The following is a 14,742-nucleotide window of genomic DNA, read 5'->3' as shown; positions in this document are numbered from 1 at the left end:
TGGCAGGCTCCCGGCCCGGGTCAAAAAACGGTAAAATCCACGGTTTTCCGTCGAGCCGAACCGTTGGTTGCCATCATGTCCGAAGAATCCCAAGTCAACACCCCAGCCATCGAGGCCGCCACCGAGCAGGAAGGCGGCAGCGCCAAGCCCGCCGCGCTGATCGCGCGCGAAGTGCAGCGCCGCCGCACGTTCGGCATCATTTCCCACCCCGACGCCGGTAAAACGACGCTGACCGAGAAGCTGCTGCTGTTCTCGGGCGCGATCCAGATGGCCGGTACCGTCAAGGCCCGCAAGAGCGCGCGCCACGCCACGTCCGACTGGATGGAGATCGAGAAGCAGCGCGGTATTTCCGTTGCCTCGTCGGTGATGCAGTTCGAGTTCCGCGACCACATCATCAACCTGCTCGACACGCCGGGCCACCAGGACTTTTCCGAAGACACCTACCGCGTGCTGACGGCCGTCGACTCGGCGCTGATGGTGATCGATGCGGCCAAGGGTGTCGAGGCGCAGACCATCAAGCTGCTCGACGTCTGCCGCATGCGCAACACGCCGATCGTCACGTTCATGAACAAGATGGACCGCGAAACCCGCGATCCGCTCGAACTGCTCGACGAACTGGAATCGGTGCTGAAGATCCAGTGCGCGCCGGTGACGTGGCCGATCGGCATGGGCAAGAACTTCCGCGGCGTGTACCACCTGCTGCGCGACGAGGTGCTGCTGTTCCGCGCCGGTTCGGAAAGCGCCAACCAGACCGTGGAAATCATCAAGGGCATCGACAATCCGAAGCTGCAGGAGATGTTCCCGCTGGAGATGGACCAGTTGCGGATGGAGGTAGAACTCGTCCATGGCGCCTCGCACCCGTTCGACCTGGAGCAGTTCCTGGCCGGCATCCAGACCCCGGTGTTCTTCGGTTCCGCGATCAACAACTTCGGCGTGCGCGAGATCCTTTCCGCACTGGTCGACTGGGCACCGCCGCCGCGCGAGCGCGACGCCACCGTGCGTTCCGTCGAGCCGAACGAGCAGCCGTTCTCCGGCTTCGTGTTCAAGATCCAGGCCAATATGGACCCGGCGCACCGCGACCGCATCGCCTTCCTGCGCGTTTGCTCCGGTCGCTTCGAGCGCGGCATGAAAGTGAAGCACCTGCGCCTCGGCCGCGAAGTAAAAGTGTCGTCGGTGGTGACGTTCATGGCGTCGTCGCGCGAACAGGTCGAAGAGGCTTACGCAGGCGACATCATCGGCCTGCCGAACCACGGCAACATGCAGATCGGCGACAGCTTCTCGGAAGGCGAGATGCTGCAGTTCACCGGCATTCCGTACTTCGCGCCGGACTTCTTCCGCCAGGTGCGCATCCGCAACCCGCTGAAGATCAAGCAGCTGCACAAAGGCTTGCAGCAGCTGGGCGAGGAGGGCGCCGTCCAGGTGTTCAAACCGGTGCAGGGCGGCGAGCTGGTACTGGGCGCCGTGGGCGTGCTGCAGTTCGAGGTGGTGGCTTCCCGGCTGATGAACGAATACGGCGTGGATGCCGTGTTCGAAGGCACCAGCATCAGCAGCGCGCGCTGGGTCTCGTCGGACGACAAGAAGGCGCTGTCGGACTTCGAGGCGGCACTCGGCCACAACGTGGCCTACGACGCCGCCGGCAACCTGGCCTACCTTGCCACCTCCGGCGTCAACCTGCGCCTCACGCAGGAACGCTGGCCGAAGCTGACGTTCCATTCCACGCGCGAGCACGCCACCAAGCTCTCCTGAGCGACCGGCTGGCCGGCGGCATCGTCAACGCGCGATGCCGCCTTCCAGCGCGCGGCCGACCAGTTCGACGGCCGCCGCCACCCCATCTTCCTTGCGCATCGCGGCCGCAGCCGATACCGCGGCCTGCGTCATCGCGGGCGTGTCGCGCAGCCGCCGGATCTGTTTCGCCATGGCGGCGGCCGTCACGCTGCTGCGCAGCAGCGGCTTGCCGGCAATGCCGAGCCGGCGCAGCTCCTGTCCCCAGTTTTCCTGTTCGCCGATGTGCGCCACCACCACCGAAGGCTTGCCTGCCAGCGTGGCCGACTGCGTGGTGCCGGCGCCGCCGTGATGCAGCACGGCGCAGCAAAGGGGAAAGATCGCCTGGTGCGGTGCCGCCGACACGTACAGCACATCGCTGCTCGACGCAAAACCGCAGCCCGCCGGATCGGGGGCCTGGATGATGGCCCGGCAGCCGGCCAGCCGGGCCGCATCGGTAAGCAGCCGCAGCGTGCGCTCCTGCCATGCGCGATCGGGCGGCATCCAGCTGCCCAGCGTCATGTAGACCGGTGGCGCGCCGGCGGCGATGAATGCCGCCAGGTTCGGCGGCACGGTGCCCTCGGCACCGATATTGGGCATGTCGAGGAAGCCGCTGACGTGGACCGTGTCCGGCCAGTCGGGTTGCGGCACGGCGAGCAGCGGGCTGGCGGCCACCAGCGTCAGCACGGGTGACAGCCACACATCGTCGATCATGTCGCTTACCGGTGGCAGGGCGGCCCGCGCGCGCAGGCGGTTTACATCCGGCAGCAGCGCGCGGTCGATGGCCCAGCGCGACAGCCGCCACAGCAGGCGGTTGCCTGCCTTGCCGGTGCCCGGGATGTGCATCGGATGGTAGTGCGCGCCGGGTACTGCGCCGTGGGCCAGCATCACGGTGATGCAGGGCCGACCCGCCCGTTCGGCCGCGATCCGCAGCGGGTACATCAAAAAATGGCCGATCGCCACGTCGCACTCTTCGCACAGCCGCTGCGCCGCCAGGTACATCGCTTCCTCGACAGGCGTGAAGCACAGCTGCAGGATGTGCATCAGCTGGCGCAGCGGGTTGCGCGTGGCGAGTACCGTGTCGCCGATCTTCCATGCTTCTTCGGCAGGCAGGGAGGGCGATGCGACGACGCGGATCTCGACGCCGGCCGGCGACACATGGCGCGCGTAGGCATCGCTGTCCACGCTGGTGATGACGAGGGTGACACGGTGGCCGGCGCGCTGCAGGCCCTCCGCCAGGGCCAGGAAAGGCCGGATATCGCCGTGGCTGCCCCAGGTCTGCAGGCCGATCTTCATGGTTTCCCCTGTTGAAAATGCGCGGAAAACCGATTATGGCCGGGTTCGCACGCGGCTGCAGGCGGCGCTTGACATGCGTGCATCTGCCGTATACTGTATTACTCACTTAATACACATATACGGCGACCGCGACACTGCCATGACCGAACATACCGCCCAGCTGTTTTCCATCACCACCGGCTCGCCCGAGCCGATCTACCGCCAGCTCATCGAGCAGGTGAAGCGGCTTGCCGCCGCCGGCGTACTCGCGCCGGGCGACACGCTGCCCTCGGTGCGCGAAGTGGCCGGCGCGCTGGCCGTCAATCCGATGACGGTGTCGAAGGCCTGGAACCTGCTGGAGATGGAAGGCGCGCTGGAGCGCATCCGCGGGCAGGGCATGCAGGTGGCGCAGCGCCGAAACGGCAACGGCCGCGCCGAGCGCGAAGCACTGCTGCGGCCCGCGCTGGAGCGCGCGGCCCGCGAAGCGCGCCAGCTGGAGCTGGACGATCACACGATTCTCGAACTGTTCAAACAAGTGCTGAAGGAAGAAAAATGAACACATCCGTGGTGGCAATGGAAGGCGTGGCGCGCTCGTTCGGCGGCCGCGGCGTACTGGCCGGCATCGACTGGCAGATCGGCAGCGGCGCGGTGATCGGCCTGCTGGGCCGCAACGGCGCCGGCAAGTCGACGCTGATCGAATGCATGCTGGGCCTGCGCGAGGTGGACGGCGGCAACATCATGCTGTTCGGCGAGCCGGCCGGCGACCTGTCGGCGGCGACGCGCGCCCGCATCGGCTACGTGCCGCAGAAGTCCGACCTGTTCGACTGGCTCACGCCCGACCAGCTGCTGGCCTATTTCCGCACGCTGTACCCGCGCTGGAACGACTACAAGGTGGAGAACCTGCTGGCGCGCTGGGGCTTCGATCCGGTCACGCGCAGGCAGCGCATCGCCAGCCTGTCCGGCGGGCAGCAGCAGCGGCTGTCGATCATCCGCGCGCTGGCGCCGGATCCGGACTTGCTGGTGCTGGACGAACCCGTGGCCAGCCTCGACCCGGTGGGCCGCCGCGACTTCCTGCGCGAACTGGTCGACGACGTGATCGAGCGCGGCACCACGGTGCTGTTCTCGACGCATATCCTGTCCGACCTGGAACGCATCGCGGTCGATGTGGCGTTCCTGAAGGACGGCCGCATCGCGCTGCAGGCGCCGCTCGACGACCTGCTGGAAGGCACCCGCCGCGTCAGCGGCGATCCGAAGGCGCTGGCCACGCTGCGGCTGGACCAGGAACTGGGCCGCGTGCGGCACGGTAACGGCGCCTTCAGCATCGTGGCGCGGCTGTCCGCCCAGGAATCGATCCGCCTGCTGGCGTCGCCCGGCGTGCGCCTCGACCCGGTTTCGCTGGAAGACCTGTTCGAAGAGGTGACGCGATGAACGCCTGGCGCCAGTTGCTGCTGCAGGTCGTGCTGCGCCAGCGCGCGCGGGGAAGCATGTGGATCACGTGGCTGCTGCTGGGGGTATCGCTCGTGCCGCTGGCCGCGATGCAGTTCGGCCTGGTGCCGCGGCATGTCGGCTTTGGCGCGGCTGCCGCGTCGCTGTCGATCGCCGTCGTCATCTGGTGGGGCACGTACCTGCAGACGGCGATGCGGCTCAACACCCCCGCTGCGGCATGCCTGGTGCCGCAGATGCGCCGCCATCTGCTGTCGCTGACCGCCGTGCTGTGGCTTGTGGCCAGCCTGCCGGTGGCCGCGCTGCTCGGCGCGGCCACTGGTCACTACGGCTATGCATTGCTGACCTGCGCTGCTGCGCTGCTGTATTTCGCGCTGTGCTGCCGCTACTGGTGGCTGGGGTTCGTGCCGACGGTCGTGTGGTTCGCCTGCGGGGCGCCCGGCTTCTCGCCAGCCGGGATCGATGCCGCGCTTGCCGGCGTCGACGAAACGGCGGTCACGCTGGCCGGCCTGCTGGTGCTCACCGCGCCGGGGGCCCTGGCACTGCGCGCGCTGTTCCTGCGCGGCGGCGATGCGCATTACTGGATCCGGACATGCATGGACCGCAATGCGCGCAAAGGCAGGGCGGGCATGGCCACGGTATCGGGCATTGGCCTGTTCCGGGGGCTGGACAGCTTTTATCGTGCACGGCTGACCGCGCCGGGCCGGCCGGCGGCGCGCCTGCTCGATGCGCTGGGTGGTCGTGCGCACTGGAGCAGTTCGGTGGTGATCATCTCGACCCTGGCCGGCGCCACGCTGGTCTGGCGTGTCTTCTCGGGGGCAGATGCGATGCGGCCCTTCGTTCCGCTGGTGCTGACGTCGATGCTGCTGACGGTCGTCGTGCACATCGATGGGCTGCTTTCCGCGATCAAGAATTCACGGGTCGAGCAGGGCATCCTGCGGCTGGCCCCGATCGCGCCACCCGTGCGCGACCTGAACCGGCAAATGGCGCTGGCGCTAATGGGCCGCTTCGGTATCGTCTGGGGCGTCTACCTCGCGGCCAGCATCGCCGTCGTGCTGGCGACCACCGGCCCCTGGCGCGCATGGCTGTGCTGCACGGTCGTGGCGCTGGCCTTTACCCCACTGCTGTTGCGCGACCATGCACGCCATCCAGGTTGGAAGACGGCGCAATGGGCGGCCGGTTTGGTGATGCTGGTGATGGCGCCGCTCGGCGGCCTGGTTGAATACGGCGGAATTCCACTGCCAGCCATCATCGCCGGCGTCGCCGTGCTGCTGGCCGGCACCGCCATTGCGCTGGCCTGGCGCTGGCCCCGCGCGCTGAGTGCCGCGCCGGCCTTCCCGGCCGGGCGGCTGGCTGGTTGAGCTACTTCGCGGGCGTGGCCAGCGGCTGGCCCTTCTCGACCACATAGACGCCGACCAGCTTCGTCGTCGTGCTGCCCGGATTGCGCGCGTCGTGCACGACGCCGGCGGGGATGATGATCGCCTCGCCGGCTTTCACACGCCGGGGCGGCGCGCCATCGATCAGCAATTCTCCTTCGCCATCGAGGAAGTAGGTGATTTCGTCGCCCGGATGCGTGTGGCGGCCAGCGGTGGCGCCGGGGGCCAGTTCGACGTGGGCGACAACGGCTTCGCGGTTGGGCACCGAGATGTCGCCGCGGGTGATGACGGTGCGCTTGATGCCGCCTGCGGTTTGCGCGCAGGCGGCGCTGGCGGCCGTGAAGCAGATCAGGAGCGCGGCCACGAGGGCGGGCGTGCTGTGAGTCGGTTTCATGCGGAACTCTCCCCAGTCTCGATTGGCGCCGACCAAGGGCCGGCGCGCGCCATCGGCGCAAGCCATGGTACCGCGTGCGCCGGAGAGAGGAAATGATCGCTGCAGGAAAATGCGGTCTCCTGCGCAGCCATTGCTGGCGCCCTGGGCGGCTCTCCGCGCCCGGTCCAGGCGACCTGTTTGACTCGTGCGGCGATCGCGTGCTCTTCTGGCTGACAAGCAGCGGAAGAAAATCGCGTCAGCGCAACGAATGCGCGCGGATCAACGCTTCGGACGGTTCTCCAGATCCGGCAGGCGCGCCATCGTCGGCTCGGACTTGAGTCCGGTATTGAACTCGAACGTCACAACGAAGTCCTCGGCCACGGTGTTGACATCGTTCAGCGTCAGGTTGCGGCCATCGGTGCTGATTGCCGGGGGGCTCAATTGCTCGTTCGGCGGAGCAATCGTTACTCCAGTGAACCGCAGTTCGGCAGGAGTGGGGTCGATCAGCTGATAATTGATAATCGTGTTCGGCTCGGTCACCGTCAGCGTCGAGGGCGTCAACGTGACCTGGATGGAGGTCTCACCGGTCGCTTTGTCTACTCGCGGGATGGCGGTGACTTCGACGTTTTTAAACGCAATGGTTTCGTTGGACATATGGATTGCCTTTCGTTGTTATTGGAATCAGCGGGATGTGATCAGCGCCCGGGAGTCCGCCACACTTTCCCGGAGCTGTTCGACGAGTTCGCGCAGTTCCGGATTCCCAGGTTCTGCCGTGCTCATCGCAATAGCTTTGCGATGCAGCCGCTCCAGCACATTCTTCGATGCCGCTGTCATTGGCTGCGCTTCGATCGCGCGTGTTTGCAACCTGACCATGTCCACTTGCCAACGCTGATTCGTCGGGTCGCGGCGGATCAGGTCGGCCGCAATTGCCTGCGCTTGCTGATACAAGGCCAGCGCCGCTGTCCGCTTTCCATCGCTGAATAAAGCATTCGCCTGGTGCCAGAGCGCATAGACCAGGCGGCTGGCCCATCGCGATTCTTCCGGTGCAGCATGGCGAAGGCCTTTGAGCAACGCACTTTCCTCGGCGAAATGGCGTGCTGCGTCGCGGTGGCGTCCGGAGCGCAGCATTGCATCGCCCAGCCACGAAAGGTTATTCGCCAGCCCGCCGGTATATGCGCGGACGGACGGATCGGCAGCGACGGCGCGCCGGCTCAAGTTCACGGATGTCGCGAAGTAATGCGCTGCCTTGTCGTGCTGCTCGCGTGCGCTCGCCACCCCGCCAAGACTGCTGTACACCGTGGCTAGTTCATCCCAGTGGGCGGCGTCGTCCTGGCGCTCCGCGACCCTTCTGGTCAGAGCGAGACACTGCTGGAAATATTGCTCCGCGGCGTCGAATTCGTTGCGGTCGAGATGTATCTGGCCGAGGTATGCCGCGCTCATGGCGAACGTTTCGGACAGTTCCTGATCCTCCGTGCCAACCGCGTACGGCGCCATCAGCGCATGCGCCGTCTGCAAGGCCTTGAATGCCCGGTCCGGCTGCCCCCGAGCCATGCTCACCTCGGCAATCATGTTCAGCGTACTCGCCCGCTGCATCTTCGCCTTCAAGCTATCGCCTTGACCCGCCTCCGCCAAATACGCCAGCGCCTTCCCACTCACACTATCCAGCAGATCCAGCTTCCCCAACGGCCGCAGCTTGTCCGCGAAATCCCCCAGCATGAATCCCAGCAGATTCTCCGCCTCGAGCCGATGCCGCTCCGCCTCATGCTGCGCGGCGCGGGCGCGCAGCCCCAGCACGGTAGCCAGCACAGCCAGCAGCACGACCACTACCATCACGGCCATGACGATCTGCTGCCCCAGCTTTACCCGGTTCACGGACCGCTGCACGAACTCGCGCGCGACCGGCGTCAGCGTCACTTCGGTTGCCGCCAGCAGCCCGCGCCCGCCGTTCACCTGGCTGCCGCGCGGCAGCAGTAAATCCTTCGGCTTGCCGCCGGCGGCCCACCGTTCGGCCTGCGCCGTCACGCGGGTGCGCAATTGCAGGTCGTGCCGGTGCCGCTCGATCCAGCCGGCCACGCGCGGCCAGCGCCGCAGCAGGGCCTCGTGCGCCACGCCGAAGCTTGGCACCTCGCCGCTCAATTCGCTGACGAACAATCGCGCCTCGACCAGCGCACGCACCAGCTCACGCTCTGGTTCGGACTCCAGCGCGGCCCACGCCGGGCGCCGCGCCGTGACGGCATTCTGTTCGTCACCCACAGCCACCAGCAGCGACAGCACGCGCGGCAGCGCCGCCTGCTGATCGGCCGGTAGCGCCGCCACGACCTGCTCGGCGCGCACGCCCAGCGCGCCTTCGATGCCGCCCAGCTGGCGGAACACGTCGAAGCGCAGCAGACCGTCGTCGCCGCGCTGGCGGTACAGCTCGTCGAGGCAGTATTGCAGCAGCGGCAGCGCGTCCGGGCTGGCGCGGGCGGCGTCGCACAGCACGTCGGCCAGGCTGGCGCCGCTGTCGGCATCGCGTTCGAACGCCAGCCTGGCGGCGCGCGCCGGTTCGCGCACCATTTGCGCGATGGCCGCGCCGTCGGGCGGTTCCACGTCGAAATGCCCGCCGCGCGTCTTCAGCGCCATCATTTCCGGCACGGCCATCAGTTCGGGATAGAAATCGTTGCGGCATGCCAGCACGATCAATACGTTGGCGCGTGCCAGCCGCTCCAGCGTCTGGAAGAATGCCGCGCGGTCGGCGGCGCTGTCCGCGGCGCGGAACACTGCTTCGAGCCGGTCGACGAACACGGCCACCCGCGCCGGCCCGTTCGGCGCCAGGTGCGCGGCGACGACAGCCGGCTCGTCGCGCAGACGCCGGCCGAGCGAGGCGGCATCGATGCCGTCGAACAGCAGGGCGCCGTCGCATTCGGCATCGAGCAGCACGGCGGCCAGCGCGCCGTGCAGGCCGCTGTCGCCCAGGTCCGCGCAATCCATGTGCAGCGTGCAGTCGAGGGCGACGAGGCCGGCGTTTGTAACCATTAGTTGCGGCAGCAGGCCGGCGCGCACCAGCGAGGTCTTGCCCGAACCGGAGGCCCCCAGCACCAGTGCGATCGCGCAGCCGCCGTTGACCTGGTCGAGCACGGTCTGGCGCAGCCGCGTGGCGGCCTGCACCCGGCCGAAGAAGATCGCCGCGTGGTTTTCCTCGAACGCTGCCAGGCCCCGGAACGGCGAACCCTGGTCCCAGCCGCCGGAAGCTTCTTCCTCTTCCACCACGTCGGCGATGGCCCGGTAGCCGCGCTTGCGTACCGTTTCGATATAGCGTGGATCGGTGCTGGAATCGCCCAGCGCCTTGCGCAATTGCGCGATCGCCTTGTGCACCGGGTTGTCGCCCAGCTCGGACGTGCCCCAGCATTTTTCCAGCAATTCCTCGGGCGGGATCACGGCGTGCGGATGGCGGCAAAGGTAGCGCAATACATCCATCGCGCGTGGCTCCAGCGCCACGCGCGTGTCGCCCATGCGCAGGGAATTGCCTGCCACCTCCACTTGCCAGTCGCCGAAGCGAAACCCGCGGTGCTGCATCCGATTGCCACCCCTGAAATTATTTTTCTTTATGAATCAGCTACTTGATTGTTCCGGAAGGTTTCCGGAAGGCGCCCGTGAAGCAGGGTGACTACAGTCTTGCTAACTGATCGGCGTCCATCTTAACATTTCTCCAAATCAAATAGATGTCAAAATCTAACTCTTACATCGAGCTTACGGAATTTCCCCAGCGGTACTTAAAACCGCTGTTGATCGACGCGCTGGAGCGCCGGCTCCAGGCATGGCCGGTTGGCCTGCTGCTGCCGCCGGAAGCCATCGTCGACGCGCTGGCCGGCGAGCGGGAATGCTCCGGCAGGGCGGCGGGGACGGAGTGCCGGCCCGAGGACGAGCCCCGCTTCGTCGCCACGAGCCGGGGCTGGACCTGGCGCGATCATGTTTTGCTGTCATGGCAAACGGACGGGTCCGTGGCGCACCGGCGCCTGTCGGAACTGGAACACCGGTATGACGTGATCGTTTCCGAGCAGCCGGACATGGCCGGCGTGCCGCGCCTCACCGTCGACCTGACGGCCCTGCAGACCCGCTACGAGCGCGATGCCGTCCAGGACGGCGACTGCGACCTGGGCGCCGGCTGGGCCAGGCTCACGCTGCGCTGGTCGCTGCGGCTGCAACTGGTGGTTACAGCGGCGGGGCGCGTCAACGTGGTCACCCGCGTGAACCGGATGGCGCCGCACACGGATGCCGGCCGCACCGGCCCCTATATCAGTGCCGACCCGCTGGCCCGGCTGCTGGACGTGCGGCGGCTGGCGCGCGAGTGGGAGCAGGGCGGTGCCGGTCTCGGCGCGGTGCGGGACCAGCTGGTGAGCCGGCTGGCCGCGGCGGTCGAGCCGCCGCTGGCGCGGCATGCGGCGCATGTCCTCTACCACTGAACGCCATGGTGAACCTGATTTTGCATTCGGGGGTGTCCGAACGGCGCCCGCTGTTCGTTGTGCGCGACGGCGACCAGCCGGTGATTCTTGGCGTCGACGGCGCCGGCCGCCTGCGTCTGTTGCAGCAAACGGGGGCCGGCGCATGGTCCGACACCGATCTTTCGGCCGCATTGCCCGGCATGGCGGCGGCGCGCGCGACTGTGCACTGCGCGGACGTGCGGCAAGCCCCGGACGGCACGCTCGGCATCGCGCTGGCCATCCGCGACGGCGCCGGCGCGTGCACGCTGCGGATCGCCACTGGCCTGCCCGTGCGCCAGGACGAAGCCGGCTGGCTGGAGACGATGCGGCACCTGCCGGCGATCCCCGGCCTGCCAGCCGACGTCCGGATCAGCCATCTGGCGTTCGGCCCATTGCAGGCCGGGGCGCCACCGCTGCTGCTGATCCACGCGGGGCCGGCCATCTGGTATTGCAACGCGGCCGCGCCGGCCAGCACGCTGCGCATGCTCGACCTGCCGCCCGCGCGGGCGTGCGCGATCGGCAGTTACCGGCAGCCGGGCATCTGGGTGCTGCATCCTCATGGCAAGGGCAGCACGCTGCGCTTCACGCCGCTATGCGATCCGTTCGGCTGGAACGTCACGCTCGATTACCCGAATCTGCCGCCGCAGGTGGACAGCGTGCTGCTGGCGCCGGGATCGTTGCCGAACGTGCCGGACCTGTATGCGGCGGGCGAGCGCATCGTCGTCTACCGGGGCGGGAACAATCCGCCCCAGCCGGTGGCGCACGTCGCCGGCGCCCGGCTGCTGTGGGGATATGCCCGGGACGGTGCCGACTACCTTGCCTACGCCGATGCCGATGGTGCGCTGTGGATGCTGGCGCGGCCGCGGTGCGGCGCCTGGAACCCGCCGTTCCGCCTGACCCGGCGGCGCGCGGTGCTGACCGCGGCCGGCCAGTTCATCTACGCCGCCGCGATCGAGGACGGCAGGCTGGAAATGCAGCGCTTCACCATGGACGGGCAGCTGTACGGCAGCGAGATCGTGGCCACCGACTGGTCGGCCCAATGAAAAACGCCGCCCGCCTTGCGGCGGACGGCGTTCTATACAGAGCAGGCGCTATGGAGCAGGCGCTATAGAACAGGCGCGAACGCTTACTCGTAGGCGCTGATCGGTGCGCAGCCGCACATCAGGTTGCGGTCGCCGTACACGTTGTCGGCGCGGCCGACCGGCGGCCAATACTTCTGCTTGCGCAGCGACGGCAGCGGGTAGGCGGCCGTCGAGCGGCTGTACTGGCGGTCCCACTCGTCGGCGGTGAGCACCGCGGCAGTGTGCGGCGCGAATTTCAACGGGTTGTTGGCCTTGTCGAATTCGCCGCTCTCCACCTTGGCGATCTCGCCGCGGATGGCGATCATCGCGTCGATGAAGCGGTCCAGCTCGGCCTTGGCTTCCGATTCGGTCGGCTCGATCATCAGCGTGCCCGGCACCGGGAAGCTCATGGTCGGCGCATGGAAACCATAGTCCATCAGCCGCTTGGCCACGTCCTCGTTGCTGATGCCGGTGGCATCGGTCAGCGGGCGCAGGTCCAGGATGCACTCGTGCGCCACCAGGCCGTCGTGGCCCGAGTACAGCACCGGATAGTGCGGCGCAAGGCGGCGGGCGATGTAGTTGGCGTTCAGGATCGCCGTTTCCGTCGCGGCGGTCAGGCCTTCGGCGCCCATCATCGCGATGTACATCCACGAGATCGGCAGGATCGAGGCGGAGCCGTAGGCGGCCGCCGACACGGCGCCGATGCCGTTCTCGTTGCGCTGGTAGCCGGTGGAACGCTGGTTCGGCAGGAACTCGGCCAGATGCGCGCCGACGCCGATCGGGCCCACGCCCGGTCCGCCGCCGCCGTGCGGGATGCAGAAGGTCTTGTGCAGGTTCAGGTGCGATACGTCGCCGCCGAACGCGCCCGGCGCGGCCACGCCGACCAGCGCATTCATGTTGGCGCCGTCGATGTAGACCTGGCCGCCGTGCGAATGCACGATCTCGCACAGTTCCTTGATGCCTTCCTCGAACACGCCGTGGGTGGACGGATACGTCACCATCACGCACGCCAGGTTCTTGCTGTGCTGCTCGGCCTTGGCCTTCAGGTCGGCCAGGTCGACGTTGCCGTTCTCGTCGCAGGCGGTGACCACCACCTGCATGTTGACCATGCTGGCCGATGCCGGGTTGGTGCCGTGGGCCGACGACGGGATCAGGCAGATGTTGCGATGGCCTTCGCCGCGCGACTGGTGGTACTTCTGGATCACCAGGAGACCGGCGTATTCGCCCTGCGAGCCGGCGTTAGGCTGCAGCGACACGGCCGCGTAGCCGGTCACGGCGCACAGCATCTCTTCCAGCTGGCCGATCATTTCGCGGTAGCCCACGGTCTGGTCTTCCGGCGCGAACGGGTGAATGTTCGAGAACTCGGGCCAGGTGACCGGGATCATCTCGCTGGTGGCGTTCAGCTTCATCGTGCACGAACCCAGCGGGATCATCGTGCGGTCCAGTGCCAGGTCCTTGTCGGCCAGCGAGCGCAGGTAGCGCAGCATCTCGGTTTCGCTGTGGTAGCGGTTGAAGACCGGGTGCGTCAGGTATTCGGTGGCGCGTGCCAGTTCGGCCGGGAAGGCGTCGTCCGCCGGTTCCGCGATCGCGGCGAAGTCCGGCGCGGCGGGCGCATCGGCCACGCCCGTCGCGAACACGGACCACAGCGCGGCCAGCGTGTCGCGGTCGACCGTTTCATCCAGCGACACGCCGACGTGGTTCGCATCGATGCGGCGCAGGTTGATGCCGTTGGCGACGGCGGCGGCATGCAGTGCCTCGGCGCGGTCGGTGGCGATCGTCAGCGTGTCGAAGTACGTCTGGTTCGTTACCTTGTAGCCCAGCGTGCGCAGGTTGCCGGCCAGGATGCCGGTGTAGCGGTGCACGCGGGTGGCGATCTGCGCCAGGCCTTGCGGGCCGTGGTAGACGGCGTACATCGACGCGATCACGGCCAGCAGCACCTGCGCCGTGCAGATGTTCGAGGTGGCCTTCTCGCGGCGGATGTGCTGTTCGCGCGTCTGCAGCGCCAGGCGGTACGCCATGTTGCCCTGCTGGTCGACGGTCACGCCGACCAGGCGGCCCGGCATCGAGCGCTTGTATTCGTCGCGGGTGGCCATGTAGCCGGCATGCGGGCCGCCGAAGCCCAGCGGCACGCCGAAGCGCTGGCTGTTGCCGACCACCACATCCGCGCCCCATTCGCCCGGCGGCGTGAGCAGGGTGAGGGCCAGCAGGTCCGCGGCCACGACGATCATCGCGCCGGTGGCCTTCACTTTCTCGACGTCGGCGCGGTAATCGCGCACGGCGCCATCCACGCCCGGGTATTGCAGCAGCACGCCGAATGCGTCGGTCACGCCAGCCAGTTCGGCCGGGTCGAAGGTGCGTACCTCGATGCCCAGCGGCTCGGCGCGGGTGCGGATCACTTCCAGCGTTTGCGGCAGCACGTCGCTGGCCACGTAGAACAGCTTCGATTTCGACTTGCCGACACGCTGCAGCAGCGTCATCGCCTCGGCGGCCGAGGTGCCTTCGTCGAGCATCGACGCGTTGGCGATGCCCATGCCGGTCAGGTCGGTAATCGCCTGCTGGAAGTTCAGGATCGCTTCCAGGCGGCCCTGCGAAATCTCCGGCTGGTACGGCGTGTAAGCCGTGTACCAGGCCGGGTTTTCAAAGATGTTGCGCAGCACCACGCCTGGCGTGAACGTGCCGTGGTAACCCTGGCCGATCAGCGACTTGACGACCTTGTTCTGGCCGGCGATGGCCTTCAGCTTCGCCAGCGCGGCCTGTTCCGGCAGCGGCTCGGCGAACTGGCCCAGGGGCAGGGCGGCGCGGTTGCGGATGTTTTCCGGAACGATCGCGTCGATCAGCGCGGCGCGCGAGGCATAGCCGAGCGTGTCGAGCATTTGCTGCTGTTCGGCGGCGTCCGGGCCGATGTGGCGGGCGATGAAGGCATCGCGCGCTTCAAGGGACGTAAGGCGGGTGGTCAGGCTGGTACGGGTCATGAAGGATCTCTTGGGCCAGTG

11 protein-coding genes are annotated in these 14,742 nt (G+C 67.6%); 6 read left to right on the top strand and 5 right to left on the bottom strand.

Annotation, left to right across the window (positions count from 1 at the left end; all coding sequences use genetic code 11):
- Positions 1-75: 75 nt before the first annotated feature.
- A complete protein-coding gene (locus ACY34H_RS18285; RefSeq protein ID WP_464978895.1) occupies positions 76-1,746 on the top strand; it encodes a peptide chain release factor 3 in 1,671 nt (556 codons plus the stop codon).
- A gap of 24 nt (positions 1,747-1,770) precedes the next feature.
- Here ACY34H_RS18285 and ACY34H_RS18280 read toward each other — a convergent pair whose 3' ends face one another.
- A complete protein-coding gene (locus ACY34H_RS18280; protein WP_464978894.1) occupies positions 1,771-3,057 on the bottom strand; it encodes a glycosyltransferase in 1,287 nt (428 codons plus the stop codon).
- A 139-nt stretch (positions 3,058-3,196) separates the two neighbouring features.
- Here ACY34H_RS18280 and ACY34H_RS18275 point away from each other — a divergent pair, with 139 nt between their 5' ends.
- Genes ACY34H_RS18275 through ACY34H_RS18265 form a run of 3 tightly spaced genes read left to right on the top strand, consistent with a single transcriptional unit; the run spans position 3,197 to position 5,840 of the window.
- Complete coding sequence (locus ACY34H_RS18275; protein WP_464978893.1) at positions 3,197-3,592, top strand: GntR family transcriptional regulator; 396 nt, start codon at positions 3,197-3,199, stop codon at positions 3,590-3,592.
- Complete coding sequence (locus ACY34H_RS18270; RefSeq protein ID WP_464978892.1) at positions 3,589-4,464, top strand: ABC transporter ATP-binding protein; 876 nt, start codon at positions 3,589-3,591, stop codon at positions 4,462-4,464. The genes ACY34H_RS18275 and ACY34H_RS18270 overlap by 4 nt, the downstream gene beginning before the upstream one ends.
- On the top strand, positions 4,461-5,840 hold the full coding sequence (locus tag ACY34H_RS18265; RefSeq protein WP_464978891.1) for a hypothetical protein: 1,380 nt from the start codon (positions 4,461-4,463) through the stop codon (positions 5,838-5,840). Before ACY34H_RS18270 ends, ACY34H_RS18265 begins: the two co-directional genes overlap by 4 nt.
- 1 nt (position 5,841) lies before the next feature.
- On the opposite strand, the gene ACY34H_RS18260 is transcribed toward ACY34H_RS18265, so the two are convergent.
- The 3 genes from ACY34H_RS18260 to ACY34H_RS18250 form a co-directional block, all read right to left on the bottom strand.
- Positions 5,842-6,249: a cupin domain-containing protein gene (locus ACY34H_RS18260; RefSeq protein ID WP_464978890.1), complete on the bottom strand. Its 408-nt coding sequence runs from the start codon at positions 6,247-6,249 to the stop codon at positions 5,842-5,844.
- Between the two features lie 258 nt (positions 6,250-6,507).
- A complete protein-coding gene (locus tag ACY34H_RS18255; protein ID WP_464978889.1) occupies positions 6,508-6,882 on the bottom strand; it encodes a hypothetical protein in 375 nt (124 codons plus the stop codon).
- Positions 6,883-6,909: 27 nt separating this feature from the next.
- The gene (locus ACY34H_RS18250; RefSeq protein ID WP_464978888.1) at positions 6,910-9,783 is read right to left on the bottom strand and encodes an nSTAND1 domain-containing NTPase; all 2,874 of its coding nucleotides are present in this window, start codon (positions 9,781-9,783) and stop codon (positions 6,910-6,912) included.
- A 209-nt stretch (positions 9,784-9,992) separates the two neighbouring features.
- Between ACY34H_RS18250 and ACY34H_RS18245 the strand changes: the two genes are divergently transcribed.
- Complete coding sequence (locus ACY34H_RS18245; protein WP_464978887.1) at positions 9,993-10,670, top strand: hypothetical protein; 678 nt, start codon at positions 9,993-9,995, stop codon at positions 10,668-10,670.
- Positions 10,671-10,675: 5 nt separating this feature from the next.
- Positions 10,676-11,731 (top strand): hypothetical protein, encoded by a 1,056-nt coding sequence (locus ACY34H_RS18240; RefSeq protein ID WP_464978886.1) that lies wholly within the window; start codon positions 10,676-10,678, stop codon positions 11,729-11,731.
- 83 nt (positions 11,732-11,814) lie between these two features.
- Here the strand turns inward: ACY34H_RS18240 and gcvP are convergent, their stop codons facing one another.
- Complete coding sequence (gene gcvP / locus ACY34H_RS18235) at positions 11,815-14,721, bottom strand: aminomethyl-transferring glycine dehydrogenase (protein WP_464978885.1); 2,907 nt, start codon at positions 14,719-14,721, stop codon at positions 11,815-11,817.
- Positions 14,722-14,742: the final 21 nt, after the last annotated feature.

The organism is Pseudoduganella sp. jia 9 (assembly GCF_055502615.1).
This window is presented reverse-complemented; position numbering and strand designations above follow the sequence as displayed.

Coding starts and splice junctions, on each gene's coding strand:
- ACY34H_RS18285 (WP_464978895.1), top strand. CDS start 76: ATGTCCGAAGAATCCCAAGTCAACACCCCAGCCATCGAGGCCGCCACC.
- ACY34H_RS18280 (WP_464978894.1), bottom strand. CDS start 3,057: ATGAAGATCGGCCTGCAGACCTGGGGCAGCCACGGCGATATCCGGCCT.
- ACY34H_RS18275 (WP_464978893.1), top strand. CDS start 3,197: ATGACCGAACATACCGCCCAGCTGTTTTCCATCACCACCGGCTCGCCC.
- ACY34H_RS18270 (WP_464978892.1), top strand. CDS start 3,589: ATGAACACATCCGTGGTGGCAATGGAAGGCGTGGCGCGCTCGTTCGGC.
- ACY34H_RS18265 (WP_464978891.1), top strand. CDS start 4,461: ATGAACGCCTGGCGCCAGTTGCTGCTGCAGGTCGTGCTGCGCCAGCGC.
- ACY34H_RS18260 (WP_464978890.1), bottom strand. CDS start 6,249: ATGAAACCGACTCACAGCACGCCCGCCCTCGTGGCCGCGCTCCTGATC.
- ACY34H_RS18255 (WP_464978889.1), bottom strand. CDS start 6,882: ATGTCCAACGAAACCATTGCGTTTAAAAACGTCGAAGTCACCGCCATC.
- ACY34H_RS18250 (WP_464978888.1), bottom strand. CDS start 9,783: ATGCAGCACCGCGGGTTTCGCTTCGGCGACTGGCAAGTGGAGGTGGCA.
- ACY34H_RS18240 (WP_464978886.1), top strand. CDS start 10,676: ATGGTGAACCTGATTTTGCATTCGGGGGTGTCCGAACGGCGCCCGCTG.
- gcvP (WP_464978885.1), bottom strand. CDS start 14,721: ATGACCCGTACCAGCCTGACCACCCGCCTTACGTCCCTTGAAGCGCGC.